This is a genomic window from Kocuria marina (assembly GCA_014652975.1).
GTDB lineage: Bacteria > Actinomycetota > Actinomycetes > Actinomycetales > Micrococcaceae > Kocuria > Kocuria marina.
Map to the genome: position 1 here is coordinate 153,514 of BMZV01000002.1, position 24,842 is coordinate 178,355.

The 24,842-nt window shown below is 70.5% G+C and carries 20 protein-coding genes; 14 read left to right on the forward strand and 6 right to left on the reverse strand.

What is annotated here, in order from left to right; all coding sequences use genetic code 11:
• The first annotated feature begins 25 nt into the window (after positions 1 to 25).
• Both IE157_RS05865 and IE157_RS05870 read left to right on the forward strand, forming a co-directional pair.
• Positions 26 to 1,645, forward strand: coding sequence for an RNA polymerase sigma factor (locus IE157_RS05865; RefSeq protein WP_085105950.1), 1,620 nt, complete (start codon positions 26 to 28; stop codon positions 1,643 to 1,645).
• Complete coding sequence (locus IE157_RS05870) at positions 1,645 to 2,370, forward strand: ubiquinone/menaquinone biosynthesis methyltransferase (RefSeq protein ID WP_318281351.1); 726 nt, start codon at positions 1,645 to 1,647, stop codon at positions 2,368 to 2,370. The genes IE157_RS05865 and IE157_RS05870 overlap by 1 nt, the downstream gene beginning before the upstream one ends.
• Before the next feature lie 116 nt (positions 2,371 to 2,486).
• Here the strand turns inward: IE157_RS05870 and IE157_RS05875 are convergent, their stop codons facing one another.
• Positions 2,487 to 2,687, reverse strand: coding sequence for a DUF7455 domain-containing protein (locus IE157_RS05875; RefSeq protein ID WP_035961388.1), 201 nt, complete (start codon positions 2,685 to 2,687; stop codon positions 2,487 to 2,489).
• Between the two features lie 228 nt (positions 2,688 to 2,915).
• Between IE157_RS05875 and IE157_RS05880 the strand changes: the two genes are divergently transcribed.
• Entirely contained in the window at positions 2,916 to 5,024 is a 2,109-nt protein-coding gene (locus IE157_RS05880) for a DNA gyrase/topoisomerase IV subunit B (protein ID WP_064847256.1), read from the forward strand.
• 163 nt (positions 5,025 to 5,187) lie between these two features.
• On the opposite strand, the gene IE157_RS05885 is transcribed toward IE157_RS05880, so the two are convergent.
• On the reverse strand, positions 5,188 to 7,728 hold the full coding sequence (locus IE157_RS05885; protein WP_193519421.1) for a DNA gyrase/topoisomerase IV subunit A: 2,541 nt from the start codon (positions 7,726 to 7,728) through the stop codon (positions 5,188 to 5,190).
• A 70-nt stretch (positions 7,729 to 7,798) separates the two neighbouring features.
• Here IE157_RS05885 and IE157_RS05890 point away from each other — a divergent pair, with 70 nt between their 5' ends.
• From IE157_RS05890 to IE157_RS05905, 4 genes are all read left to right on the forward strand, one after another.
• On the forward strand, positions 7,799 to 10,489 hold the full coding sequence (locus IE157_RS05890) for a bifunctional acetate--CoA ligase family protein/GNAT family N-acetyltransferase (protein ID WP_193519422.1): 2,691 nt from the start codon (positions 7,799 to 7,801) through the stop codon (positions 10,487 to 10,489).
• An 18-nt stretch (positions 10,490 to 10,507) separates the two neighbouring features.
• The gene (locus IE157_RS05895) at positions 10,508 to 12,061 is read left to right on the forward strand and encodes a serine/threonine-protein kinase (RefSeq protein ID WP_193519423.1); all 1,554 of its coding nucleotides are present in this window, start codon (positions 10,508 to 10,510) and stop codon (positions 12,059 to 12,061) included.
• 88 nt (positions 12,062 to 12,149) lie between these two features.
• Positions 12,150 to 12,860: a DUF5998 family protein gene (locus IE157_RS05900; protein WP_035961403.1), complete on the forward strand. Its 711-nt coding sequence runs from the start codon at positions 12,150 to 12,152 to the stop codon at positions 12,858 to 12,860.
• A gap of 71 nt (positions 12,861 to 12,931) precedes the next feature.
• Positions 12,932 to 14,002, forward strand: coding sequence for an alkaline phosphatase family protein (locus tag IE157_RS05905; RefSeq protein ID WP_193519632.1), 1,071 nt, complete (start codon positions 12,932 to 12,934; stop codon positions 14,000 to 14,002).
• Positions 14,003 to 14,725: 723 nt separating this feature from the next.
• Here IE157_RS05905 and sepH read toward each other — a convergent pair.
• The gene (gene sepH, locus IE157_RS05910) at positions 14,726 to 16,153 is read right to left on the reverse strand and encodes a septation protein SepH (protein ID WP_193519424.1); all 1,428 of its coding nucleotides are present in this window, start codon (positions 16,151 to 16,153) and stop codon (positions 14,726 to 14,728) included.
• Between the two features lie 318 nt (positions 16,154 to 16,471).
• Between sepH and IE157_RS05915 the strand changes: the two genes are divergently transcribed.
• Complete coding sequence (locus tag IE157_RS05915) at positions 16,472 to 16,771, forward strand: DUF4193 domain-containing protein (RefSeq protein ID WP_064847393.1); 300 nt, start codon at positions 16,472 to 16,474, stop codon at positions 16,769 to 16,771.
• Between the two features lie 85 nt (positions 16,772 to 16,856).
• Here the strand turns inward: IE157_RS05915 and IE157_RS05920 are convergent, their stop codons facing one another.
• Positions 16,857 to 17,408, reverse strand: coding sequence for a DUF3093 domain-containing protein (locus tag IE157_RS05920; protein ID WP_277424955.1), 552 nt, complete (start codon positions 17,406 to 17,408; stop codon positions 16,857 to 16,859).
• 85 nt (positions 17,409 to 17,493) lie between these two features.
• Here IE157_RS05920 and dut point away from each other — a divergent pair, with 85 nt between their 5' ends.
• Genes dut through IE157_RS05940 form a run of 4 tightly spaced genes read left to right on the forward strand, consistent with a single transcriptional unit; the run spans position 17,494 to position 19,832 of the window.
• Positions 17,494 to 17,946 carry a dUTP diphosphatase gene (gene dut, locus IE157_RS05925; RefSeq protein WP_098054510.1) on the forward strand — a complete coding sequence of 151 codons (453 nt, stop codon included), beginning with the start codon at positions 17,494 to 17,496 and terminating at the stop codon, positions 17,944 to 17,946.
• Between the two features lie 49 nt (positions 17,947 to 17,995).
• On the forward strand, positions 17,996 to 18,760 hold the full coding sequence (locus IE157_RS05930) for a DUF3710 domain-containing protein (protein WP_193519425.1): 765 nt from the start codon (positions 17,996 to 17,998) through the stop codon (positions 18,758 to 18,760).
• A gap of 5 nt (positions 18,761 to 18,765) precedes the next feature.
• On the forward strand, positions 18,766 to 19,128 hold the full coding sequence (locus tag IE157_RS05935; RefSeq protein WP_064846772.1) for a hypothetical protein: 363 nt from the start codon (positions 18,766 to 18,768) through the stop codon (positions 19,126 to 19,128).
• The gene (locus tag IE157_RS05940) at positions 19,125 to 19,832 is read left to right on the forward strand and encodes a DUF3159 domain-containing protein (RefSeq protein WP_193519426.1); all 708 of its coding nucleotides are present in this window, start codon (positions 19,125 to 19,127) and stop codon (positions 19,830 to 19,832) included. Before IE157_RS05935 ends, IE157_RS05940 begins: the two co-directional genes overlap by 4 nt.
• Here the strand turns inward: IE157_RS05940 and IE157_RS05945 are convergent.
• Positions 19,750 to 20,496 carry a potassium channel family protein gene (locus IE157_RS05945; RefSeq protein ID WP_193519427.1) on the reverse strand — a complete coding sequence of 249 codons (747 nt, stop codon included), beginning with the start codon at positions 20,494 to 20,496 and terminating at the stop codon, positions 19,750 to 19,752. The genes IE157_RS05940 and IE157_RS05945 overlap by 83 nt on opposite strands.
• Complete coding sequence (locus IE157_RS05950) at positions 20,496 to 21,215, reverse strand: potassium channel family protein (protein ID WP_193519428.1); 720 nt, start codon at positions 21,213 to 21,215, stop codon at positions 20,496 to 20,498. The genes IE157_RS05945 and IE157_RS05950 overlap by 1 nt, the downstream gene beginning before the upstream one ends.
• Positions 21,216 to 21,293: 78 nt before the next feature.
• Between IE157_RS05950 and IE157_RS05955 the strand changes: the two genes are divergently transcribed.
• Together IE157_RS05955 and IE157_RS05960 are read left to right on the forward strand one after the other, a co-directional pair.
• The gene (locus tag IE157_RS05955) at positions 21,294 to 23,252 is read left to right on the forward strand and encodes an APC family permease (protein WP_318281385.1); all 1,959 of its coding nucleotides are present in this window, start codon (positions 21,294 to 21,296) and stop codon (positions 23,250 to 23,252) included.
• Complete coding sequence (locus IE157_RS05960) at positions 23,249 to 24,679, forward strand: class I SAM-dependent RNA methyltransferase (protein WP_193519430.1); 1,431 nt, start codon at positions 23,249 to 23,251, stop codon at positions 24,677 to 24,679. The genes IE157_RS05955 and IE157_RS05960 overlap by 4 nt, the downstream gene beginning before the upstream one ends.
• Positions 24,680 to 24,842: the final 163 nt, after the last annotated feature.

Genomic DNA, 24,842 nt, shown 5'->3' on the forward strand with positions numbered 1-24,842 from the left:
AGATCTGTCCAACGAAAGGTTCTCCGTGTCACCAGCTGCCAGCAAGACCGCGTCCGCTTCTCAGGCCTCCACGGCGCAGACGGACCCCGCTGAGACCACTTCTCAGGCAGGCACGGGCGGCGCTAGCACGAGTGGCGCTGCTAAGAAGCCCGCCGTGAAGCGGGCCGCCGCGGCCAAGAAGACTGTGGCGCGCAAGAGCACCGCCGCTAAGAAGAGCGCTTCCGCCACGCGGGGGACCGCCGCGGCGTCGTCGCAGACCACCGCTGCCACATCGGACGCGGCGGCGTCGAACGAGACAGACACCGCCGCGCCCGCGGCGAAGAAGACCGCCACCCGGAAGACCGCCGCCAAGAAGACGGCCGCGACCAAGAACGCGGCGACCAAGTCCACGACCCGCACCAAGACCACCGCGGACTCCGCGGAGGGCACCGCCAAGTCCACGGGTACCCGCAAGACCACCAAAACCGCCGCGAAGCCCGCCGCCAAGGCCCCCGCGGGCGGACGCGGTCGGAAGAAGGCGGATCCCGTCGAGGAGGCGCTCGCCGAGGACGAATTGGTGCCCGAGGACACCCCGGAGGACCTCGAGGACGAGGACACCCAGGAGTCCCAGCAGGCCTCAGTGGAGGAATCGGCCCCGCTCATGAAGGGCCGCCAGGACAAGAGTGCGCGCGGCTTCGTGCTGACCAACAACGACGACGACGACGCTCCCGCCCAGCAGGTGGTCGTCGCCGGTGCCACCGCGGACCCCGTCAAGGACTACCTCAAGCAGATCGGAAAGGTCGCGCTGCTCAACGCGGAACAGGAGGTGGACCTGGCCCTGCGCATCGAGGCCGGGCTGTACGCCGAGCACAAGTTCGCGGACGAACAGGACTCCATGGACGCGGACACCCGCCGCGCCTACCGCTGGGTGATCCACGACGGCCGCCGCGCCAAGAACCACCTGCTCGAGGCCAACCTGCGCCTCGTGGTGTCCCTGGCCAAGCGCTACACGGGCCGCGGCATGCTGTTCCTGGACCTGATTCAGGAGGGCAACCTGGGCCTGATCCGCGCGGTCGAGAAATTCGACTACACCAAGGGCTTCAAGTTCTCCACGTACGCAACGTGGTGGATCCGCCAGGCCATCACCCGCGCCATGGCGGACCAGGCCCGCACCATCCGCATCCCGGTGCACATGGTCGAGGTCATCAACAAGCTGGCCCGCGTGCAGCGCCAGATGCTGCAGGACCTGGGGCGCGAACCCACCCCGGAGGAGCTCGCCAATGAGCTCGACATGACCCCCGAGAAGGTCGTGGAGGTCCAGAAGTACGGTCGCGAACCCATTTCGTTGCACACGCCGCTCGGTGAGGACGGTGACTCCGAGTTCGGCGACCTGATCGAGGACTCCGAGGCCGTGGTCCCCGCGGACGCCGTGTCCTTCACGCTGCTGCAGGAGCAGTTGCACTCGGTGCTGGACACGCTCTCCGAACGCGAGGCCGGTGTGGTGGCCATGCGCTTCGGGCTCACGGACGGTCAGCCCAAGACCCTGGACGAAATCGGGAAGGTCTACGGCGTCACCCGTGAGCGGATTCGCCAGATAGAGTCCAAGACCATGTCCAAGCTGCGTCACCCGTCCCGCTCGCAGGTGCTGCGGGACTACCTGGACTGATGTCCTCGGTGAACAAGAACGGTAAGCACTCCATGACCGAACGGGATACGAAGGTCCAGGGCATCTTCGACCGGATCACGGACTCCTACGACCGGATCAACACGCTGATGACCCTGGGTCGGCACGCCCAGTGGTGCCGCGAGGTGGCCCGGCGGGCGGCCGTGACGCCGGGCGGCCGGCTGCTGGACATCGCCACGGGCACGGGGGAGATCGCGCTGGCCGCGCGGCGTCGTGAACCCCGCGCCGAGATCACGGCGGTGGACTTCTCCGAGAACATGCTCGAGCGCGCCCGCACGAAGCCCGGCGCGGACGGCATCGCGTGGGAGTTCGCGGACGCCCACTCGCTGGAGTACGCGGACGAATCCTTCGACGCGGTGACCCACGGTTACCTGCTGCGCAACGTGAGCGACGTCCCGCGCGTACTCAGCGAACAGTTCCGTGTGCTCGCGCCCGGGGGGCGGGTGGTCGTCCTGGAGACGGCACCGCCCCGGGGGCTGCTCAAGCTCGCGGTCACCGCGGGGATGCGGATTGTGTTGCCCCTGCTAGGACGGGTGGTCGCCAAGGACAAGGACGCTTACTCCTACCTGGAGAGCTCCACCCTCGGATTCATGCAGCCCGCGCAGGTCGCGCAGCTCATGCGCGAGGTCGGCTTCACGGACGTGGACTTCGAGACCAAGTACCTGGGCACCAACGTGATCCTGTGGGGCCGCAAGCCCGGCCCGTGAGGGACACATGATGTGAAGGACACATGACAAGGAAGGCGCGCATCCGAGGATGCGCGCCTTCCTTCGTGTCCGGGCGTTCCGGCGGGGGACCGGAACGCCGCGGGTGGGCCTGTCGCTCAGGCGCCGATGTGCTGCGTCTCGTCCTGCCACGTGGCGGCCAACGGGCGCAGCTTCTCCTCGTTCGCACGAGCGTGGTGGGCGCAAAACAGCAGCTCGCCACCGGTGGATTCGAGGACCACGCGGACGTATGCCTGGGCACCGCAGGCGTCGCAACGGTGGGTCGCGTTAAGTTCACGCGCTTCGAGTGTCGCGTTCATGGGATCCTCCTCACGGGGTACGGAATGCGACGGCGCTCATCTGAGCCGCCGCACGGCCATCAGGGGTGTCACGCCCCGATCGCACGTACCAGTACAACCCACGCGCGCAGTCAATGCTTCCCACGAAGGCCCTGTTTCGCCCACCGCGCACAAACCCCGGGTGCCGACTACAGTGGGATGGTCCCGCACCGCCCGCGGGCCGCCCCCGAACCCCGGAGTAGCACCACCGTGACACCGTCCCGTTCCGAATACAACGCCCGCCACCTCTCCGTCCTGGAGGGCCTCGAGGCGGTACGCAAACGCCCGGGCATGTACATCGGCTCCACGGACTCGCGCGGTCTGATGCACTGCCTGTGGGAGATCATCGACAACTCCGTCGACGAGGCGCTCGCGGGGTACGGCCAGGACATCACGGTGATCCTGCACCGGGACGGGTGCGTGGAGGTCCATGACGACGGTCGCGGCATCCCCATCGACACCGAACCCCGCACGGGCCTCACGGGCGTGGAGGTCGTGTTCACCAAACTGCACGCCGGCGGCAAGTTCGGCGGCGGTTCGTACACGGCGTCGGGCGGGCTGCACGGCGTGGGTGCCTCGGTGGTCAATGCGCTGTCCGCGCGCCTGGACGTGCAGGTGGACCGCGGCGGCAAGACATACCAGATGTCGTTCAAGCGCGGTGAGCCCGGGACGTTCACGGACAAGGGGGCGCCGTCCCCGAGTGCACCGTTCGAGGCGTTCACGACCGACTCGCACCTGCAGGTCGTGGGCAGAGCCAAGCGCGGCGTCACCGGCACGCGGATCCGCTACTGGGCCGACGATCAGATCTTCACCCCGGACGCGCGCTTCTCCACCGAGGAGCTCGTGCGCCGCGCCCGCCAGACCGCGTTCCTGATCCCCGGACTGAAGATCACCGTGCAGGACGAACGCCGCCTGCCGGGTACACCGGGCGCGGACGGTCCCGTGGAGGAGGTCTTCCAGTACGACGGCGGGATCTCGGAGTTCGCGGAGTTCCTCGCCGCGGACGCGCCCGTCACCGACGTGTGGCGGCTGCAGGGGCAGGGCAGTTTCACCGAGCGGGTCCCCGTGCTCGACGAGTCCGGACACGCCCGGCTCACCGACGTGGATCGCACGTGCGAGGTGGACGTGGCCCTGCGCTGGGGCGTGGGGTACGACAGCACGGTGCGCTCGTTCGTCAACATCATCGCCACGCCCAAGGGTGGCACCCACTTAAGCGGTTTCGAAAATGCGCTGCTCAAGACCCTGCGCAAGCAGGTGGAGACCAACTCCCGCAAGCTCAAGGCGGGTAACGACAAGCTCGAGAAGGACGACGTCCTGGCCGGGCTCACCGCGGTGCTCACGGTCCGGTTGGCCGAACCCCAGTTCGAGGGGCAGACCAAGGAGGTGCTGGGCACCCCTGCGGTGCGCCAGATCGTCGCCAAGGTCGTGGAGGCGGAGCTCACCAAGCAGCTGACCTCCAAGAAGCGGGACGACAGGGCCCAGGCCGGTCAGCTGCTCGAGAAGGTCGTCGCGGAGATGAAGTCCCGGATCTCGGCCCGAGTGCACAAGGAGACCCAGCGGCGCAAGAACGCGCTCGAGACTTCGTCGATGCCCACGAAACTCGTGGAGTGCCGTTCCGCGGACGTGGACCGCTCGGAGCTGTTCATCGTGGAGGGTGACTCTGCGCTCGGCACCGCCCGGCTCGCCCGCAACTCCAACTACCAGGCGCTGTTGCCGATCCGCGGCAAGATCCTGAACGTGCAGAAGGCCTCGATCACGGACATGCTCGCGAACGCCGAGTGCGCGGCCCTGATCCAGGTAATCGGGGCCGGGTCGGGTCGCAGCTTCGACCTGGACGCCGCCCGCTACGGCAAGGTCATCATGATGACGGACGCGGACGTGGACGGCGCCCACATCCGCACCCTGTTGCTCACGCTCTTCTACCGCTACATGCGCCCACTCGTGGAGGCCGGACGGGTCTACGCCGCGGTGCCCCCGCTGCACCGGGTGCAGATCGTCAACCCGGGCTCCAAGCCCAACGAGATGGTCTACACGTATTCGGAGCGCGAACTCGACACGCTGCTGGGCAGCCTCGAGGAGCAGGATCGCCGGTACAAGGAGCCCATCCAGCGCTACAAGGGCCTGGGGGAGATGGACGCCGATCAGCTCGCGGAGACCACGATGGACATCCGCCACCGTGTCCTGCGGCGCGTGCGCGTGTCCGACGCCGAGGCCGCCGAGCGCGCGTTCTCCCTGCTCATGGGCTCGCAGGTGGCCCCACGCAAGGACTTCATCGTGGCCGGTGCCGCCCAGCTCAACCAGGAGCAAATCGACGCCTGAGCGCCTCAGGTGGTGTGCTCGGGCAGCGGCGCCGTCTCACGCGCCGGGCGGCGCGACGCCCCGGACGGTCGGTCGTCCGCGGGTGACGCCGCCGTCGCCCCGTGCGCGGGTCGGTCGCCGACCGTCGCCGATCCATCCTCCTCCGCGGCGCCCGGTCCGCGGGTCATTCGTTCTCCGCGGCTGACTCCCCATCCGTCGTGGTCCCCGGCACGGGGAGACCTCTGAGCGCGGGTCCCACGGCCGCGACCGCACGGTCGATGCCCACACCGGAACCGTCCCGGCGCCCATACTCCACGGGGAGCGATCGCGCGACGCCCGCCGCGGACACGGCCTTGCCCGGCCCGTGGCCGACCCACGCCAGGGTCAACCCGGTCTCACCCGCGAGTAGTCGCTGGGCCCGCACACCGGCGGTCGCGCGGCCCTTGGCGGGGAATTCCGAGAGCGGGGTGACCTTCACGGACGCCTCGCCCATCTCGGGCAGCTGACCGTCACTGCGGGCCTGGGTGACCACCACGGTGGACTCGCTCGGTGCCACCGCCCCGAAGAAGATCACGTGCTCGTCCGGCGCGAGTTTCATCCCGGCCACGCCACCGGCCGTTCGGCCCTGGGGGCGCACCGCGGATGCGGGGAAGTGCAGCAGCTTGGCGTCCGAGGAGACCAACACGAGTTCCGCGTCGACCGGCGCGGCACCCACACCCACCACCGAGTCCCCGTCCTTGAGCTTGATCGCGGGCCACTGGTCCAGGTTCAGCGGGTAGTCGGGGTTCACGCGCTTGACCACGCCGTCCGCGGTCCCAATCGCGAACACGGCATTGCTGGGCACGAGTCCCACGAGCGTCTCGTTCTTGTCCAGACCCAGGAAGTCCGCGGCGGGCACGCCGTCCGCGAGGCGGGGAACGCCGTCGAACTCCTGCAGCACGGGCACGTCCACGCACGAGACGCGCAGCATCCGGCCCGTGGACGTGATCGCGGCGATCTCCCCGCGCGCCGTCGAGGGCACCACGCTCGTCAGGGCGTCGTGCTTGAAGCGCCGGGAGCCGTCCGCGAGCGGGGTGCGCACGGCACTGCGGGCGATCCGCCCGGTCGTGGACAGGAACACCCAGCACGGGTCGTCGCTGATCTCGAGCGCCACGGACGGTGCCGCGTTCTTCTTCCCGCGCGCGTTCTCCGCGGTGACCGCGGGCAGGTCCTCGGCCTCGAGCAGCACGGTGCGCCGCTCGTCGCCGAACTTCTCCGCGGTCTCGGTGAGCTCGTCCGCGACGACGCCGCGCAGCGCGGTCTCCGAGCCCAGGATCGCCTCGAGTTCGGCGATCTCCCGCTGCAGGGTGTCCCGCTCGGCCTCGAGCTCGATCCGGGAGAACTTGGTCAGCTGACGCAACCGCAGTTCCAGGATGTGCTCGGACTGCGCGCGGGAGAGGTCGAAGACCGCGATCAACCGGTCCCGGGCCTCGGCCGTCTCCTCGGAGGAACGGATGATCTGGATGACCTCGTCGATGTCGAGGATCGCGATCAGCAACCCCTCCACGAGGTGCAACCGGTTCTGCCGCTTGGCCAGGCGGAACGCGGTGCGCCGGCGCACCACACTGATCCGGTGGTCGCTGTAGACCCGCAACAGCTCGAGCAGCCCCATGGTGCGGGGCTGACCCTCCACGAGAGCCACGTTGTTGATCCCGAAGGACTCCTCGAGCGGTGTGTGCTTGTACAGCTGCGCGAGCACGGCCTGCGGGTTGAACCCGTTCTTGAGCTCGATGACCAGGCGCAGCCCGTTGGTGCGGTCGGTGAGGTCCACGACGTCCGAGATCCCGGCGAGCTTCTTGGCCTGGACCGCGTCCTTGATCTTCTCGGTGACCTTCTCGGGGCCCACCATGTACGGCAGCTCGGTCACCACGATGCCCTGCTTGCGGGGCGAGACCTGTTCCACGGAGACCGTGGCGCGCGTGCGGAACGAACCCCGCCCGGTGCGGTAGGCGTCCCGCACGCCCTCGAGGCCCACGATCCGACCGCCGGAGGGCAGGTCCGGACCGGGGATGAACCGCATGAGTTCCTCGAGCGTGGCCTCGGGGTTCAGGATGAGGTGCCGGGCCCCGGCCGCGACCTCGCGCATGTTGTGCGGTGCCATGTTCGTGGCCATGCCCACCGCAATCCCGGTGGCCCCGTTGACGAGCAGGTTGGGGTACGCGGCCGGCAGCACCGCGGGCTGCTGGAACTGGTTGTCGTAGTTGGGCACGAAGTCCACGACGTCCTCGTCGAGGTCACCCGTGAGCGTGCGCGCGGCCGGGGCCATCCGGGCCTCCGTGTAGCGCGGGGCCGCCGGACCGTCGTCGAGCGACCCGAAGTTGCCGTGCCCGTCCACGAGTGGCACGCGCATCGCGAAGGACTGCGCCATGCGGACCATGGCGTCGTAGATCGCGGCGTCACCGTGGGGGTGCAGCTTGCCCATGACCTCGCCCACCACGCGCGCACTCTTCACGTGGCCGCGGTCCGGGCGCAGGCCCATCTGGTCCATCATGAACAGGATCCGCCGCTGCACGGGCTTGAGACCGTCCCGGGCGTCCGGCAGCGCGCGGGAGTAGATCACGGAGTAGGAGTACTCCAGAAAGCTCGTCTCCATCTCCTGCGTGACGTCCACGTCCACGATGTGCTCGGTGAAGTCCTTGGGCAGTTCGTCCTGGGGAGAACGCATGGCTGAGCGGCGACGAGCCATCGAGGGGTAACTCCTTGAAATCAGGGCGTGCTCCTGTGACCGGAGCAGGCGGTTGGCTACTCTGAAGTCTATGGGTACCACCGACGACGCCGCGCCGCAGCAGACCTACCCCGAGTACTGGGAGGCGGACGTCATCCTGCGCGACGGCGCCACCGCGCACCTGCGCCCCATCAGCCCCGAGGACCAGGACCTGCTCCAGGAGTTCCACTCCGGGCAGTCCGAGGACAGCATCTACCTGCGGTTCTTCTCCTACAAACCGACCCTGTCCCAGCGGGAACTGGACCGCTTCTCCACGGTGGACCACCGGGACCGCGTGTGCTTCGTGCTGATCCTGGGGGAGCGGATGATCGGTGTGGGCCGCTACGACCGCACCACGCAGCGCTCGGCGGAGGTCGCGTTCATGATCTCCGATCACCACCAGGGGCGGGGAATCGGGTCCATCCTGTTGGAGCACCTGGCCGCCGCCGCCCGCGAGAACGGGATCGACCGCTTCACCGCGGAGGTGCTGCCCGAGAACCGCAAGATGCTCCACGTCTTCGTGGAGGCCGGCTACGACGTTTCCCGTCAGTTCGAGGACGGCGTGGTGGTCGTGGACTTCGACATCGACCCCACCGAGAAGTCGCTCGCGGTGATGGCCGCGCGCGAGCACCGCGCGGAGGCCCGGTCCATCACGGACCTGCTGACACCGGCCACCGTGGCGGTCGTGGGGGCGTCCGCGAACCGGGACCACGCGGGGTTCCACGCGGTCGAGGGCATCCTCACGGGCGGGTACACGGGCACGCTCTACGGCGTAGGTCATTCCCCGTACGAGCGCGAAGGGCTGCACTTCGTCTCGTCCCTCGACGAGATCGAGGGCACCGTGGACCTCGCGGTGATCGCGGTGCCGCGCGAATCGGTAGAGGAGACCGTGACGCAGTGCGGCAGGGCGGGAGTGCGCGCCGTCGTCGTGATGACGGGCGGTTACGCCGAGGACGGTGCGCAGGGCGCGGCCGCCCAGCGCCGCCTGGTGCGGATCGCCCGCGCCGCGGGGATGCGCGTGGTGGGCCCAGCGAGCCTGGGTCTGTTCACGACCGATCCGGAGGTCTCGCTCAACGCGTCCGTTCTGCCCGAGTTGCCGCGCCGCGGAGGACTGGGACTGTTCTCCCAGTCCGGGGCGATCGGCACCATGCTCTACGGTGCCGCGCAACGCCACGGCGTGGGGATGTCCAGCTACCTCTCGGCGGGGAACCGCGCGGACGTCTCCGGCAACGACCTCATGCAGTACTGGGAGGACGACCCCGCCACCACGGTGTGCGGTCTCTACCTGCAGTCGGTGGGCAACCCGCGCAAGTTCTCGCGCATTGCGCGCAGGCTCTCGCTGAGCAAGCCCGTGATCGTCGCGAAGTCCGAGGTCACCGGCCTGCGGCTCCCGCCGGGCCACACGGGCCGGGTCACCCAGGCCCCGACCGGCGCGCTCGACGCGATGTTTCGCCAGGCCGGGGTGATCCGTGCGACCACGGCCGAGCAGTTGCTCGACATCGCCGCGATCGCGGAGAGCCAGCCGCTGCCCGCCTCCCCGCGCGTGGCCGTGGTCTCCAACGCGCTCGCGCTCGCGCAGCTCGCCGAGGACACGGCTCTGCGCCTACGGCTCGACCCCGCCGTCGTGGACGGCACCGTGGACACCTCCAACGGGCCCGAGCGGGCGCACGAGGCCGTCCTGGACGCCGTGCGCGCTCAGCTCTCGTCGGATGCGGTCGATAGCGTCGTGCTCGTGCTCATGCCCGTGCGCGGCCTGGACACCGCGACGCTCGCGAGCGACGTCGCCCGGGCCGCGCGCGACGCCGACCGAACGACCGTGGTCGTGTTCACGGGTCAGCACGGCCCCGAGGCCATGACCACGTCCGTGCACACCGCGGACGACGCCGCCCTGCCGTGCTTCGATTCGCCCGGCGCCGCCCTGCGCGCGCTTGCGAGCGTCGTGGACTACATGACATGGCGCTCGCAGGACCAGGGCGTGATGGTGTCGCCCGAGGAGTTCGATTCCGACGGCGTCGAGAAGTTCCTGGAACGGCTGCGCGAGAAGATCAGCGGGGACGCGCTCTACGAACTGGAGATCGCCGAGCGCAACGAGCTGCTGGGTCTCGCGGGGATCCGCGTGCTCGAGTCCGTGCGGTTCACGGACCCGGAGGCCGCGTACGCCGCCGCCGAACGGCTCGGCTACCCCGTGGCCCTGAAGTCCACGGACCCGTTCCTGCGCCACCGCCTGGACCTGGGTGGCGTGGTGCTCAACATCGCGAACGCGGACCAACTGGGTGCCGCGATCGAGACCATGAAGCGCACGCTCGCGGGCTGGAACGCGAGCGATTTCGAGGTGCAGTCCATGGCGCCCACGGGTCAGACCGTGGTGGTGCGCGCCGCGGAGGACCCACTCATCGGTCCCGTCCTGTCCTTCGGGATGGCCGGGGACGCCGTGCACCTGCTGGACGACTGGGCCCACCGCGTGCCCCCGCTGACCGACCGGGACATCACTCGCATGGTGCGCGCGCCCAAGGCCGCGCGGAAACTGTTCGGCTACCAGGGCGTCCCGCCCGTGGACACCACCGGATTGGAGCAGCTGATCAACCATGTGGCCTTTCTCAAGGACCGCTTCCCCGAGATCGCGTTCCTGGAACTGAACCCGGTCGTGCTCTCCGGATCCGTCGTCACGGTGCTTTCTGCCGCGGTCAAGATCGGGGACCCGGGACAACGCACGGACAGCGCCCGGCGCGCCATGCTGGGCTAGCACGGGACCGCGAACCGAGTGCGGGACACGATAGCCGGACGCTTCGAACTGCTGACACCCATCGCCGAGGGTGGCAGCGGGGCCGTGTGGCGAGCCCACGACCTGCGCCGGGGCAGGGAATGCGCGGCCAAGGTGTTGCGGCAGCGTGATTCGGCGGAGCTGTTGCGCTTCGTGCGGGAACAGTCCGTGGACCTCGAGCACCCGCACGTCGTGGCTCCGTACGGCTGGGCCGCGGAGGACGAACACGTGGCCATCGCCATGGAGCTCGTGTCCGGGGGCACCCTCGAGGCCGCGCTGCAGGACAACGGTCCCGTGGCGGACTGGCTCGCGGAGGAGCTGATGTGTCAGCTGCTCGAGGCACTGCGCTTCGTCCACGAGCACGGCTGGGTGCACCGGGACGTCAAGCCCGCCAACGTGCTGCTCGAACCCACGGGTTCGGGGACCCCCGTGGCCCGGCTCGCGGACTTCGGGATCGCCGTGCGCGTGACCGATGCGCGCCTCACGCACGCCGGCACCGTGGTGGGTACCCCCGGGTACCTGCCGACCGAGGCGTACGCCCCGGGGAATCCGTCTCGCACCATGGACCTCTATGCCGCCGGGGTCACGGCGGTGCGCATGGTCCTGCCCGAGGTGGATCTCAGTGGCGACCCCTTGCGCCCGGAGGACGTGGCCCGCCTCGGCTTGTTCGGGGGTTCCCCGCTGTTACACGCGGGCGTGGCCGGACTGCTCAGCATCGTGCCCGCGGAGCGCACGCGCGCCGCCGACCAGCTGCTCGCGAGTCTCACGGCCACGGCGGCCGCCCGCCGGGACCGGCCCAGCGAGACGGTGGATGGCGAGCCGTTCGAGGTCTTCGACGTCCTCGAACCCACCACGGAGCGTGAGCTGTCCCCGGTGCTCGACGCCGCGCGGTTACCTCCCGGGGCGGGCGGGACCACGGAGGCGCCCATCGCGTGGCACGCGGTGCACCGGAAGGTAATCGCCGGGGGTGAGCACCGGCCCATGGCCGAGCGCGGCGGTGACCGGTTGCGCCCCTTCGCCCCCGTGAACGAGGTGACCGCTGCGCACGCGATCGGAACCGGTGCCGGGCAGGACACGACCGAGCGGCTGAACCCCGTGGAGGGCACGCCCGCGATGCTCGAAAGGCACCCCGTGGGCACCTCGGGAGGGGCGAGCGCCCCGGACCGGTCCGAGGAGATCACGATCGTGGATCCTGCGGGCTTCACGGGCGTGAACCCCACCGGCCTGGCTGCCAGAGGGCGGGAAGCGGACACGGGAGCCGGTGGCGGCGTGGACCCGGGTGGCACGGCGGACGAACGGGAGCCGCACGCTCGGCGAGCGGTCCGCTGGCCGTGGTGGGTCCTAGCGCTCACGCTCGCGCTCCTGGCCCTCGCCGCGGGGTACCTGTGGCTCGGCCCCGTGCTGGTGCAGTGGGGCGGTGATCCGTCACCGGTGCAGACACCGGCCCCCACCATCTCTCCCACGAGGGACCCGGAACCGGCGCCCACCACGGACGTGACCCCGATCTGTTCGAAGCTCGAGGACGGCACAGTTTCGTGCGTGGTGGCCCCGTGAGGCGCCGGGCGGCGGAGGGTTGCGCCGTGTGCCGGACCGCGAAGGGTCGCAATGTGCCCCGGGCGGCGCGGTGGAGGACAATGGCGCCATGACATACTCAGCACCCGATGGATCGCGCCTGGTCCAGGACATCGAGAAGGCGGGTTTCTATCCGCAACTGGTCACGGACGTGGTCATGGACTCCCTGGACGGGCGGCGCCCGGTGTCCCACCTGGTGCAGTTGGAAACCCATTTCACCAACACGGAGTTGCACCGGCACATCACGGCCCTCGTGCTCGCGGAGGACGTCCTGCACATCACGCACGTGGACGACCAACAGTATGACGAGAACGGTTCGGACACCGTGGCTCGGGTCTCGTCCGAGACCGTGCCGATCTCCCAGATCCGCTCGGTCACGCTGAGTTACGCGTACCACCAGCCGCAGAACTACGTCCCGGGCACCGCGATCATGGAGCTGAACCTGGCCGTGAGCTGGACCGGGACCCAACAGCTCGAGCTGTATCCCGCGATGTGCGAGGACCCCGAGTGCCAGGCGGACCACGGTTACACGGGCACTGCCGCGAGCGAGGACGTGGTCATGCGCATCAGCTCCGAGGCGGACGGGCAGGAGGCCGTGGAGGGTGCTCGCGAGTTCGCGCGCACGCTGCGCCGGGCCAATGTGGCACCGCTGACGGATTCCGGTGCGCAGATCGCGCAGTCCCCGCCGCAGCACCCCACCGCGGCCCGTCCCGAACCGCCGGCACCGCGACCGCGGTTCGGTCACCGGTTCAACGGCCGCGATTCGGGGCGCAACGCGTGAATGTGGAGGATCCCGCCGCCCCGGAGCTGCCGCGTGCGCCGCGCTACGGTTCGCGCAGCGTCGCGGAGGTCATGGGTTCCGCGGCCGCGGCCCTGGGCATCCCCGGTTTCCGCAACGCCCTCAGCTTGCCGTCCGCGCAACGCTATGTGGTGGTGCTCGTGGACGGTCTCGGCTCGCGCTTGCTGAGGGAGACGGCGAGCTACGCGCCCACCCTGCGCGCGGCCCAGTCACTCGGTGAGCTCGATGCCGCGTTCCCCACGACCACGTCCGTCTCGCTCTCGTGCCTGGGCACCGGAGCCACACCGGGGCGTCACGGCATGCTCGGCTACGACGTCGTGGACCCCGCCTCCGACCGCGTGGTCAACATGCTCGGCAACTGGCCCTCAGACGTGGACCCGCTTGCCTGGCAACCCGAGCCCACGGTCCTGGAGCGCGCCGCGCAGCACGCGGACGCCGTGACGGTGAGCTCACCACGCTTCGAGTCCTCCGCCCTTACGAGGGCCGTGCTGCGTGGTGGCCGTTTCGTGGGCGCCCACGGTGTGTACGCCCGCACCGCGCGCACCCTCGAGCAACTGCGGGAGGGCAGGCGCGGGCTCGTGTACTTCTACTGGGACGAGCTGGACAAGACCGGTCACAAAGCGGGGTGGCGCTCGGACGACTGGTTACGCTCCCTCGAGGAACTTGATTCCGCGCTCAAGCGGCTCGTGACCAAATTGCCCGCCAACACCCGGGTGATTCTCACCGCGGACCATGGCATGGTGGACGTGGCCCCCGAGCACCGCGTGGACTACAGTGCGGTCCCCGAGCTCATGGCCGGGGTGCGGCTCACCGCGGGTGAGCCCCGGGCGGTGCAGCTGCACACGGACGCGGACACCGATCCGGAAGAACTGGCAAGCCGTTGGAGCGCGCACTACGGGGACGTCGTGTGGGTGGCCACCAAGCAGCACCTTGCCGCGCACGGGTACTTCGGCCCCGAACCGGATCAAGGATTGCTCGAACGAGCAGGCGACGTGTGGGTGCTGGCCCGCGAGGACATCGCCCTGTACGACGTCTCCCGACAAGGAACCCGGCCCCTGGCTATGGTGGGCCAGCACGGGTCGCTCACCGACCAGGAGAGGTTTGTCCCTTCCCTGGTGTGGTGATCGGCGCGGGCTTAGTCTCCTTCTGCGTGGGGTCCGGATCGGCGGTCGGCGCCGCCGGCCGCGTGGGCGCCGGTGGTTGGGGCGGCCGAGGTGCGCGGGTCGGTTCCGGTGCCTGGCTCTTCGTGGGCTCGGGCGTAGCCGTGGACGGAACGGGCCGAGGGGTGCTCGTGGGCGCCGGGGGTACCGGCGCGGCGGGCGGTGCGGGAGCGACCGGGGGTGCGGGAACCACGGGGGGCGGAGCGGGCACGTAGTACTGTTCCGCGGGCCTCGAGGGCGGGACCAACGGCGTGATCTGCGGCGACGGCGTCGGAGATACGCTCGGGGTGGCGCTCGGAGTGGGGGAGGGGGTCACGGTGGGGGAGGGGGTCACGGTGGGGGGCTCGGTCGCGAAGTTCGCGGGGTCGTCGTCGGACGAACCCGACAAACCGGTGAAAGCCACGGCCCCCACACCCACCAGGACGAGCAGGGCCGCACCACCGAGCGTGACGGGGGCCATGTACCGCCGGGCACCCGAGGGGGCCGGAGTCGCGGTGCCTTCGGGGGATTGAGTGTCCTCACCGAATAAATCGTCCTGGATGGAGTTGCCCATGCAAAAATTCCCTCGAGATCGCCCGTGCGTGTCCACGACCGGACCGTGTTCTCCCCGGGCCCGGTGCGTTCACGTGACTTTACCGCGTGCCGGCTTCCCCGCGCACAACCGCTCGTGAGAGCGCAGCGCCGACGTCAGGACCGGTTGGCCCCGAAGACGATGTCGTCCCAGCTCGGCACGGAAGACCGCTTGGCCTTGGGGGTGCGACCCCGCGGGCCCGGGGCGGGACGGTCGCTCGATCCCGATTCGTCCGTGGTGTCCGCATCGCCGGAACGGGCCGGTTCGTCGGTGTCCTGCGCGGCGGGCTCGTCCTCGTCCGCCACGTCCGTGGCCGTGCCGGAGGCGTCGACGGCGAACGCGCTATCCGACGTCGTGCCGCGCGCTTCGGTCTCCGTGGCCGCGTGTTCGTCCTCACCGGAGTTCTCCGACCCGGAGTCCTCAGGCGCGGGATCCTCGGAAATGCAATCCGCAGGCTGGTGGTCCGTGACGGCGGAGGGGACGTTCTCGTTCCGGGAGGCTGCGGGGGAGTCGTCGTACGAGCCCTTCCCGAACGGCACGGCGGGGGCAGCTGCGTTCCGGGAGGGGGTGGCGTCGTCGTGTTCGAGGGGGGTCGAATCGTCGACGATCTCGATCCCGTCGTCCTGGGCGAGTGCCTGGGCCTCGGCGACCTGCGAGGCGGCCGGCTGGATGGGCCGGTCGAACACCGTGGAATCCTCCGGGGCGTCGATGGGGCGCGGGCGCTGGTCCACCTGACCCATGCCGCGGCCGAGGATCTCCGCGAGCCGGTCGTCGCCCGCCTCGTCCGAGCCGATCCGCCGTCCGCGGCGCGACTGCAGGACGTCGAGCAGGTCGTCCGCCTGGCTCGCCTCGTGCTGCAACTGCCGCAATGTCGCGGTGGGTGCGGGGGGCAGCGCGTGGGCGGCCGCGCCGAGCGGGCCGGTCTCCTGGTGCTCCTGACCCAGCGCGTGCGCCCAGTCGTTCTCCGGACGCACGGTCCGGTTCGCGGGGTTGTAACTCCACTGGGCGGGACCCGGGATGTCCGGGGCGTCCTGCGAGGCGTCCTCCGCGGAGAAGCTCAGCTGCACGGTCCACAACTGGTCCTCGCGCAACCACGCGTCCCAGTCGAAGGACGAGCGGTCCACCCCGAGCTCGGCGGCACGCTCGTCCACGGTCTCGCGCAGGGTGCGGGGCTCGCCCTCGAACACGGAGCGGTAGCCCTCGTGGGAGGGGTTGGTCCCGGAGACCGTGACCCGGCACGCCTCGGCGACCACGTGGGAGCGTTCGGCCAGGATGGGCCACTCGTACCGCTTGACGCGTTCGGCCTCCCACCCGGACTCGGCCACGACGTCCTCGACGCTCGCGCCGGCGCGGAAGCGGGCCTGGATGTCACGCGGACCGAAGGACCCTCCGCCGCGCCCATGAGAGGGGGGCTTGCGGCGCGCGTGCTGGATCGTCTGACGCAATTGCTGGTCGATCTTCAGCCGGTAGCGGGTCGAATCGGGGGTCTCCACGATGAGGTGCTCACCGTCGTCGTGCACTCCTACCAGGCGCAACTGCTCCATGCTGTCCTTCCCTCGCCGTTGGGGGCACCACGCGATCCGGGGTGCGCTCGGCGCGCTCGTAGCGTCAGTGTAGTGGCACGCCCGGGCGCCGTCCGGGACCGGCGGGACGGCCACCCGCACGGGCACCGCGTGTGTCATCCGGACGAGCGGATCCACCGCCCGAGGTGGAAATCTTGCTCTGCGAGAAAACCTCGGCGTCGCCACTGGCTTTTTCCGCGCCCATGGTGAACAATCTACGCGACACGGCCCGGGGGTAGAGCGCTCGGGAGTTGTTTTTCGCAGGGATTTTCGTGAAGACCGGTTGGAGCGGATAGACACATGGCCACAGACTACGACGCACCGCGTAAGCAGGACGAAGACCTCAAGGAAGACTCCATCGAGGAGCTCCAGTCCCGGCGGTCGGACCAACAGTCCGGAAGCGTTGACGAGGACGAGGCCACCGCGGCGGAGAGCTTCGAGCTCCCCGGCGCGGACCTCTCCAACGAGGAACTGTCCGTCGTGGTGCTCCCAGCCCAGGACGACGAGTTCACGTGTGGCTCGTGCTTCCTGGTGCGCCACCGTTCGCAGCTCGCCGAGGAGCGCGATGGCGTGAAGTACTGCCACGAGTGCCTGGGCTGAGCCCCGGGTCCACGACCGCATGACGACGGGCGCTCACCCTCGGGTGAGCGCCCGTCGTCTTTCTGCTCGTCCGTGATCGTGCTCGTCAGACCCGGTCGCCGCGGTCGCTCGCCGAGCGGGAGCCCGCATTGATCGCCTCGGCCAACCGCTCGGGGTGGCGGGTCGCGGTGAGCCAGTACGGGGTGGGGTCCACCGGGTCCACGATCTCGATCCGGCACAGGTCCGGCATCGACACACGGAAGTTCATGAAGGCGCGCCCGTCCAGGTCGGGTCCGCGCGCAGCACGCGCCTCGGCGCCGACCAGCGGACGAGCATTGCCCACGTACTGCCGTTCGATGTACGCCCGGCCCACGCGCAGGTCCTTGTCGGTGACCACGATGCTCGGCGCCCCCAGGTGCAGCACGAGCCCGATCACGACCATCAGCACCACCGCGACGATCACGCCCACGGCGATGCTGATGGGTGCCACGGCCACGAATCCGGCCGCACCCACGAAGACCACGATGAGCCATACCCACCACGCGACGATCAGCTTCTCCTCGTACTGCACGTCCGCTCGGACGTTCTCCTGGGCGTGGGACGGGTGCTCTGCGGGTGAGGACGCCGCGGCCGCCCCGGAATCTGGGTGGGAACTCATGCCCCCACCTTGACACATTCCCCCTGGACGCCGCCCGCGTCCGCGCCGTCAGGCCCGCGCGTTACAGTGGGGCATTGTGACCAAAATGAGCGAGTCGGCCGCGGTGACCGTGGCCCTGCATCTGTTGGACCCGGACCTGCCCGCCCCCGCCTATGCACGTCCCGGTGACGCCGGGGCGGACCTGCGCGCCCGCCACGACGTCGAACTCGGCCCGGGTCGGCGCGCGCTCGTGGACACAGGGGTGGCGCTCGCGATCCCCGCGGGATACGTGGGTCTCGTGCACCCGCGCTCCGGGCTCGCGGCCAAGCATGGGCTGACCGTGGTCAATGCACCGGGCACCGTGGACAGCGGCTACCGTGGCGAACTCAAGGTGTGCCTGCTCAACACGGATCCGCATGAGAGCTACACGGTGCGCCGCGGTGAGCGGATCGCCCAGCTCGTGATCCAGGAAGTGGTCACCGCCCGCTTCGAGCTCACCACCGAACTCCCCGACAGCGAGCGCGGTGCAAGCGGATTCGGGTCCACGGGGGCCCGCTGATCGCCGGCCCTCGCCCCCGCAGATTCCCCACCCACTCTTGGAGCAACTGATGTTCGGACGTAAGAAGCGCAACCGCGAGGCCTCGGAGCAGACACCGACCGAGTCCACGACCGCGTCGGCTGCCACCGAGGCCGCCCCGGACCAGGACGCGCCGAATCCTCGCGCCAACGGCCCGTGGGACGAGAGCGAGATGCCGGGTGAGCGCGCCGAGTACCTGGATCTCGGGGCTCTGCTGCTGAAGCCGGTCGCGCGCGTGGACGTGCGCGTCGAGCTGGATCCGCGGGACCGGGTGCCGCGGGCCGTGAACATGGACTTCGGGGGCGGTTCCGTCCAGGTGCAGGTCTTCACGGCCCCCAAGTCCTCCGGGTTGTGGGACGAGGTGCGCGCCGAGCTCGTGGCCGGGTTGCGGCGGGACGGGGGCGACCCCACGGTCTCCGACGGTCCCCTGGGCATGCAGGTCAACGCGCAGTTCGCGGGCGTCACACCCTCCGGCGAGAACGGATTCCGGCTCGCACGCTTCGTGGGCATCGACGGTCCGCGCTGGTTCCTGCGCTGCGTCTACACAGGCGACGCCGCGCTGCCCGGGCCCACCGCGGAGGTGCTCGATGACGCTGTGCGCGGGCTCGTCGTCGTCCGCGGCCAGGACCCGCACCCGCCGCGCGACCTGCTCGCGCTCACGGTCCCCGAGGACGCCGAGGTGCACCCCGCGGGCGCGCCGACCGGTGCGGACGAGGACGCGGGTCGGACCCCGGCGGAGCCAGGCGCCGCGGTGCAGGAGCCGCGGCGCGGCCCCGAGATTACCGAGATCGGCTGACCCGGGTGGTCAACAACCCGCTCACGGGCGCGATCGACGTCGTCGCCGAACCCGAGGCCCACGCGGAGGACCTGACCCCGGAGCATAGGGCGCGGCAGCGGCGCCGTGCGGTCGTGGAGGGCGTGGTCGTGGAGGTCACGATCGCGCCCGTGACCGCGCCGCCGTACTACCGGGCGCTGCTGCGCGTGACGAACCCAGCGGCGCAGCCGTGCACGCTCGAACTGTTGTGGCACGGTCAGCACGTGGTCCCGGGCGTCACCGCCGGCACCAAGCTGCGCTGCCTCGCCGTGGTGTGCTTCCCGGACGGGGTGGCCACCATGTACAATCCGCGCTACGAGATCATCACCCCCAAGAAGGCCGTGCGATGACGTCTCCGCCGGACCCGACGGACCCCGCACCGCAGAGCGCGGGCGACCGCATGGGCCGCGCCGCCGAGGATCTCGCCCGGCGCTCGGGCCTGCGCCGGGACGCCAACGGCCAACTGGACGTGCTCAGCGCCGTGGGCGGCTGGCGCGGCGTGATCGAATCCATCCTCCCGGGACTCGTGTACCTCGCGTGCGTGGTGCTCACGGGGGAGTTGGTCCCGGCGTTGTTGGCGTCACTGGGCACGGCCGCCGTGTTCACCGTGCTCCGGCTGGCGCAGCGCCAGGCCGTGACCCAGGCGATCGCCGGGCTCATGGGCGTGGGAGTGTGCACGCTGTTCGCCCGCGCGGGCGGGCAGGCGCTGGACTACTACGTGCCCGGGTTCATCACGAACGTCGTGGCGCTGGTCCTGTTGAGCATCTCGGCGACTGTTGGGTGGCCGCTGCTGGGCGTCGTCTTCGGCTACGTGCGCGGTGAATCCGTGGACTGGCGCCGCGACCCGCTGCGGCGCGTGGCCTATCAGCGGGTCAACGGTCTGCTCATCGCGATGTTCGCGACCCGGTTGCTCGTGCAGGTCCCGCTGTACGTCGCGGAGAACGTCACGGCGCTCGGGATCGCGCGTTTGGTCATGGGGGCCCCGCTGTACGCCGCTGTGCTGTGGGTGGCATGGCTGTGGAGCCGCCCTCGCCGCGAGCAGCCTGCAGGTTGACGTCCCGGGCCGTGGTGAACATGGCCCGCAACTGGTCCTCACCCGCCGCCGTGGTGATGAAGAACAGCTCGTCCCCGCTCTCCAGGACGTCGTCGCCGGACGGTGCGATCGGCACGCCGTCGCGCAGGATCGCCACGAGCGCCACGTCCTGGGGCCACGGCACCTGGGTCACGGTGCTCGCGACCACGGGGTGTTCCCGGGGCACCGTGTAGGCGGACAGCGTGGCCGAGCCGGTCTGGAAGCTCAGCAGGCGCACGACGTCGCCCACCTCCACGGCTTCCTCCACGAGCGCCGTCATCAACCGCGGGGTGGATACGGCCACGTCCACGCCCCACGCGTCGTCGAAGAGCCACTCGTTCTTGGGGTGGTTGACACGCCCCACGGTGCGGGGCACCCCGAACTCGCTGCGCGCGAGCAACGAGACGACCAGGTTGGCCTTGTCGTCACCGGTCGCGGCCACGACCACGTCCGCCTCCTCCGCGCGCGCCCGTTGCAGGACTTGGAGATCGCACGCGTCCCCCACGACCCACTGCGCACCGCGCAGGTTGGAGCGTCCGATCACCTCCGCGGTGGCGTCCACCACGACCACGTCGTGGCCGTGCGACAACAGTTCCCGAGCGATCGAGGATCCCACGGACCCTCCGCCTACGATCACCACGTGCATCAGTCACGCCCCCGCGTCCCAGGGGTCGCGGCGAGCGCCACGGCCTCCATGACCTCGTCCGACGGCGGTCGGGACAGCACCCGGGCCACGCGTTCCACGTCCTCCACGCGCATCATGGCGTGCACGATGTCCCCCTGCTGGTAGCTCGTGTCGCTCGCGGGCAGGATGCCCTCCCCGAACCGGGTCAGGAACGCGACCCGCACACCGGCGGCCTCCTCGATCCGGTCCAGGTGCAGTCCCGACCACGCGTCGTCCAGGGGCAGTTCCCCGAGCTGCAGGCGACCGGAGGCCTCCCGGAAGTCACCCGTGATGGCGTGTTCGGGCAGGATGCGGCGCAGCACCTGGTCCGCGCTCCAGCGCACGGACGCGACCGTGGGAATGCCCATGCGCTGGTAGAACTCCGCGCGGGTGGGGTCGTAGATCCGGGCGACCACGTGTTTGACCTTGAAGGTCTCCCGCGCCACGCGCGCGGCGATGATGTTGGAATTGTCCCCCGAGGAGACCGCGGCGAACGCGTAGGCGTCCGCGATCCCCGCGCGTTGCAGCACCTCGCGGTCGAAGCCGTGGCCCGTGACCTTTTTGCCGCTGAACGAGGGCCGCAGTTTGCGGAACGCCCGGTCGTCCTGGTCGATCACGGCAACCGTGTGCCCTGAGTCCTCGAGGGCGTGCGCGAGGGTGATCCCCACCCGGCCCACGCCCATGATCACGAAATGCGCCATGAGCCACAGCATAGGGCCCGCGGCACGGGACAAGGCCCGGCCGAGGGACTAGCGTGTTCCCACGTGTATGTGTCCCAAATGCTGCGCCGCGCGCTCGTGGGCAAACCGATCCACAACGAGCGCGCCGCGGGCACGGTGCTCTCCAAGGGCACCGCCCTGCCGGTGTTCGCGTCCGACGCCCTGTCCTCGGTCGCGTACGCCCCGGATGAGATCGTCCTGACGCTCGCCCTCGCGGGTTCCGCGGCGATCCTGCTGTCCCCGTGGGTGGGCCTCGCGGTTCTCGCCGTGCTCGCGGTGATCATCACCGCGTACCGGCAGAACGTGCGCGCGTACCCCTCGGGCGGGGCGGACTTCGAGATCGCGTCCAAGAACCTCGGCCGGCCCGCCGGTGCCGCGGTGGGTGCCGCTCTGATGGTGGACTACACGCTCGTCGTGGCCGTGTCCATGGCCGCCGCCGCGCAGTACCTCGCCGCGGCCTTCCCGTGGCTCGTGGGCCACCAGACGGTCGTGGCCGTCGCGGGGATCGCGCTCGTGGGCTTGCTCAACCTGCGCGGACTCAAATCCATGGGTCGCGCGTCCTCGGTGCCCACGTACGCGTTCGTGGGGGTCGTGCTGATCCTCGTGCTCGTGGGCTTCGTCCAGGACGTCACGGGAACACTGCAGCGCGCGCCGTCGGCGGACTACGACGTCGTCCCGGCCGCGGGCATGGACGGCGGGCTCATGGGCCTGGCCGGGGCCATGCTCGTGCTGCGCGCGTTCTCCTCGGGTGCCGTGGCCCTGACGGGCGTGGAGACCATCACGCACTCCGTGCCGTTCTTCCGCAGGCCCAAGGCCCTCAACGCGGCGCGCACGCTCGCGGTGCTCGGAGCGCTGTCCGCTGTGTTGCTGCTCGGGGTGCTCTACCTGACCCGGCGCACGGGCGCGGTGGTCGTGATGGACCCCGCGCGGCAACTGTTGATCGACGGCCGCGCACCGGAGCCCGACTTCTACCAGGTGCCCATCCTGGGCCAGATCGCGCAGGCCGTGGCGGGGGCGGATTCCGTGTGGTTCGTGATCCTCGTTCTCGTGACCGTGGGCGTGCTGTTCATGGCCGCGAACACGGCGTACTCGGGCTTCCCCGTGCTGGCCTCACGCCTCGCGTCCGCCGCATTGCTGCCCCGGCAGTTGCAGAGCCGGGGGTACCGCTTCGCGTTCACGAACGGCATCATCCTGTTGTCCGTGGTCGCGGCGGTCTTCACGATCGTGTTCCGCGCGAACGTCAACGGGCTCATCCAGCTCTACGTGGTGGGGGCGTTCTTCGCGTTCACGCTGACCCAGGCGGGCATGGTGCGGCACTGGGCCAGGGTGCGCCGCACGAGCACGTCGCAGAGTCCGCACCGCCGGATCGCCGGGCGCTGGGCCGTGGCGGTGATCGCCCTGATCGCGTGCGCGGCGGTGTTCGTGGTGGTACTCGTGACCAAGTTCGCCCAGGGCGCGTGGCTCACGATCGTCGCGATCGCCCTGATCACCGTGATGATGCGCGCCATCGGGCACCACTACCGCTCGGTGGACACCGAACTCGAGGTGCACCAAAACTCGGGGGTGCGGGCCCTGCCGTCCCGCGTGCACTCGATCATCGTGGTCACCTCGGTGCGCAAGCCCGTGGTGCACGCCTTGACCTATGCGCGGGCCTCCCGTCCGTCCAGCCTCGAGGCCGTGGTGGTGGACACGGACCGCGCGCGCACCGAACAGATCGTGAAGCAGTGGGAGGCCCTGGAGATCCCCGTGCCCGTCACGGTCCTCGCCTCGCCCTACCGCGATACCGTGGGACCCGTCGTCGCCCACATCCGCGGCATCCGCCGCAAGTCCCCGCGGGACCTCGTGATCGTGTACCTGCCCGAGTACGTGGTGGGCCGCGGATGGGAACGCTTCCTGCACAACCAGGCCATCCGCCCGTTGCGGACGCGGCTGCACTACGAACGCGGAGTCATGATCGCCTCCGTACCCTGGCACCTCGAATCGGTGCGCGAACTACGACTCACGGAGAACAACGAATGACCGAGTCCCCCGATCACCTCGAGCTGCGCCTGGGCGCCGTGGCCCACGGCGGCCACGTGGTGGCCCGCACGGACGAGGGGCGCGTGGTCTTCGTGCGCCACGGGCTGCCGGGGGAGCTGGTTCGTGTGCGGCTCACCGACCGGGACCCCGCGGCGTCGTTCTGGCGCGCTGACGTCACGGACGTGCTCGAACCCGTCCCCGGGCGCCGGGAGGTACACCCGTGGGAGCAGGCGGACGCGCTCGTCGCAGCGGGCGCGGACCGGCCACCGCTGGGCGGGGCCGAGTTCGGGCACGCGGATCTGACGACCCAGCGCGAACTCAAACGCCACGTGATCGCCGAGCAACTGGGCCACCTGGCCGGCCACGACTGGGACGGCGAGGTGCAGCCCGTCGCGGGGGAGAGCCCCGACGGCACCGGGTGGCGCACCCGGTTGCACCTGGACGTGGCCCCCGACGGCACACCCGGGATGTACCCCCACCGCAGCACCGAGCTCGGTCCCGTCACGGACATGCCCCTGGCCACGGACGCGATCCGCGCCCTGGCCCCGTGGTCGCTGGAGTACCCCGGTGCGGCCCGCGTGGACGTCGCCGCGCCGGCAGGGGGAGCGGCACCGCTGCTGCACGTGGGGCTGCGCCCGGATGCCGCGCCGGAGCAGGTCACCGCCCTGCGGGATCGGTTGAGCGCATGGGCGGGGGACCGCGGGGTGAGCGTCACCGCGCGCTCGCCGCACGAGCGGGACACCCAGGTGTGGGCGGGCACCGACCACGTCCAGGAGACCCTCGAGTTGCCCGGCGCTACCGATCCCGAGCCGCTGCGCTGGCGCATAAGTCCCACGGGCTTCTGGCAGATCCATCGCGGCGCTCCCGGGACCCTCGCCCGCGCGGTACTGGACGGCGCCGGTCTGCGCCCCGGGGACAGCGTGTGGGACCTGTACAGCGGCGCCGGTCTGTTCACCGCGGTGGCCGCGCGCGCCGTGGGCCCCACGGGGTGCGTCTTCGCGGTCGAGGGCTCGCCCGTGACCTCCGCCGACGCCGCCCACAACCTCGCCCGCGCCCCGCACGTCACGAGCGTGCGCGGGGACGTGGCGCGCGTGCTCACTGGACCGGGCGGGCGGGGTGGGCACCGGGGCCGGGGTGCCGCAGCGGCGTCGTCCCGGCGGGGTCGTGGTTCCACACCGCGGCCACCGCGCCCGGACGTCGTCGTCCTGGACCCGCCGCGCGCCGGTGCGGCCAAGGAGGTGCTGGCCGCGGTGGACCGTGCCGCACCGCGCACGATCGTGTACGTCGCGTGCGATCCTGCCGCGCTCGGCCGGGACCTGGGGCGGTTGCGGCGCCGGGGCTGGCGGATCGAGGGCGTCGAGGCATTCGATCTGTACCCGAACACGCACCACGTGGAAGCCGTCGCGGTGCTCAACTGCGAGGGCTGAACCGGGCGGCCGAACGACGGCCCACGTCATCGTGACGCGGACGCCCGGGAATCCCCGGAGTGACGGAGCGCACGGGCTACACTGACAGGGACTGTTCCACGCGCGGGGGACACCTGTAGTGTGCCGCGCGCGCCGAACGCAACCGACGGTGGCGAGAGGAGTT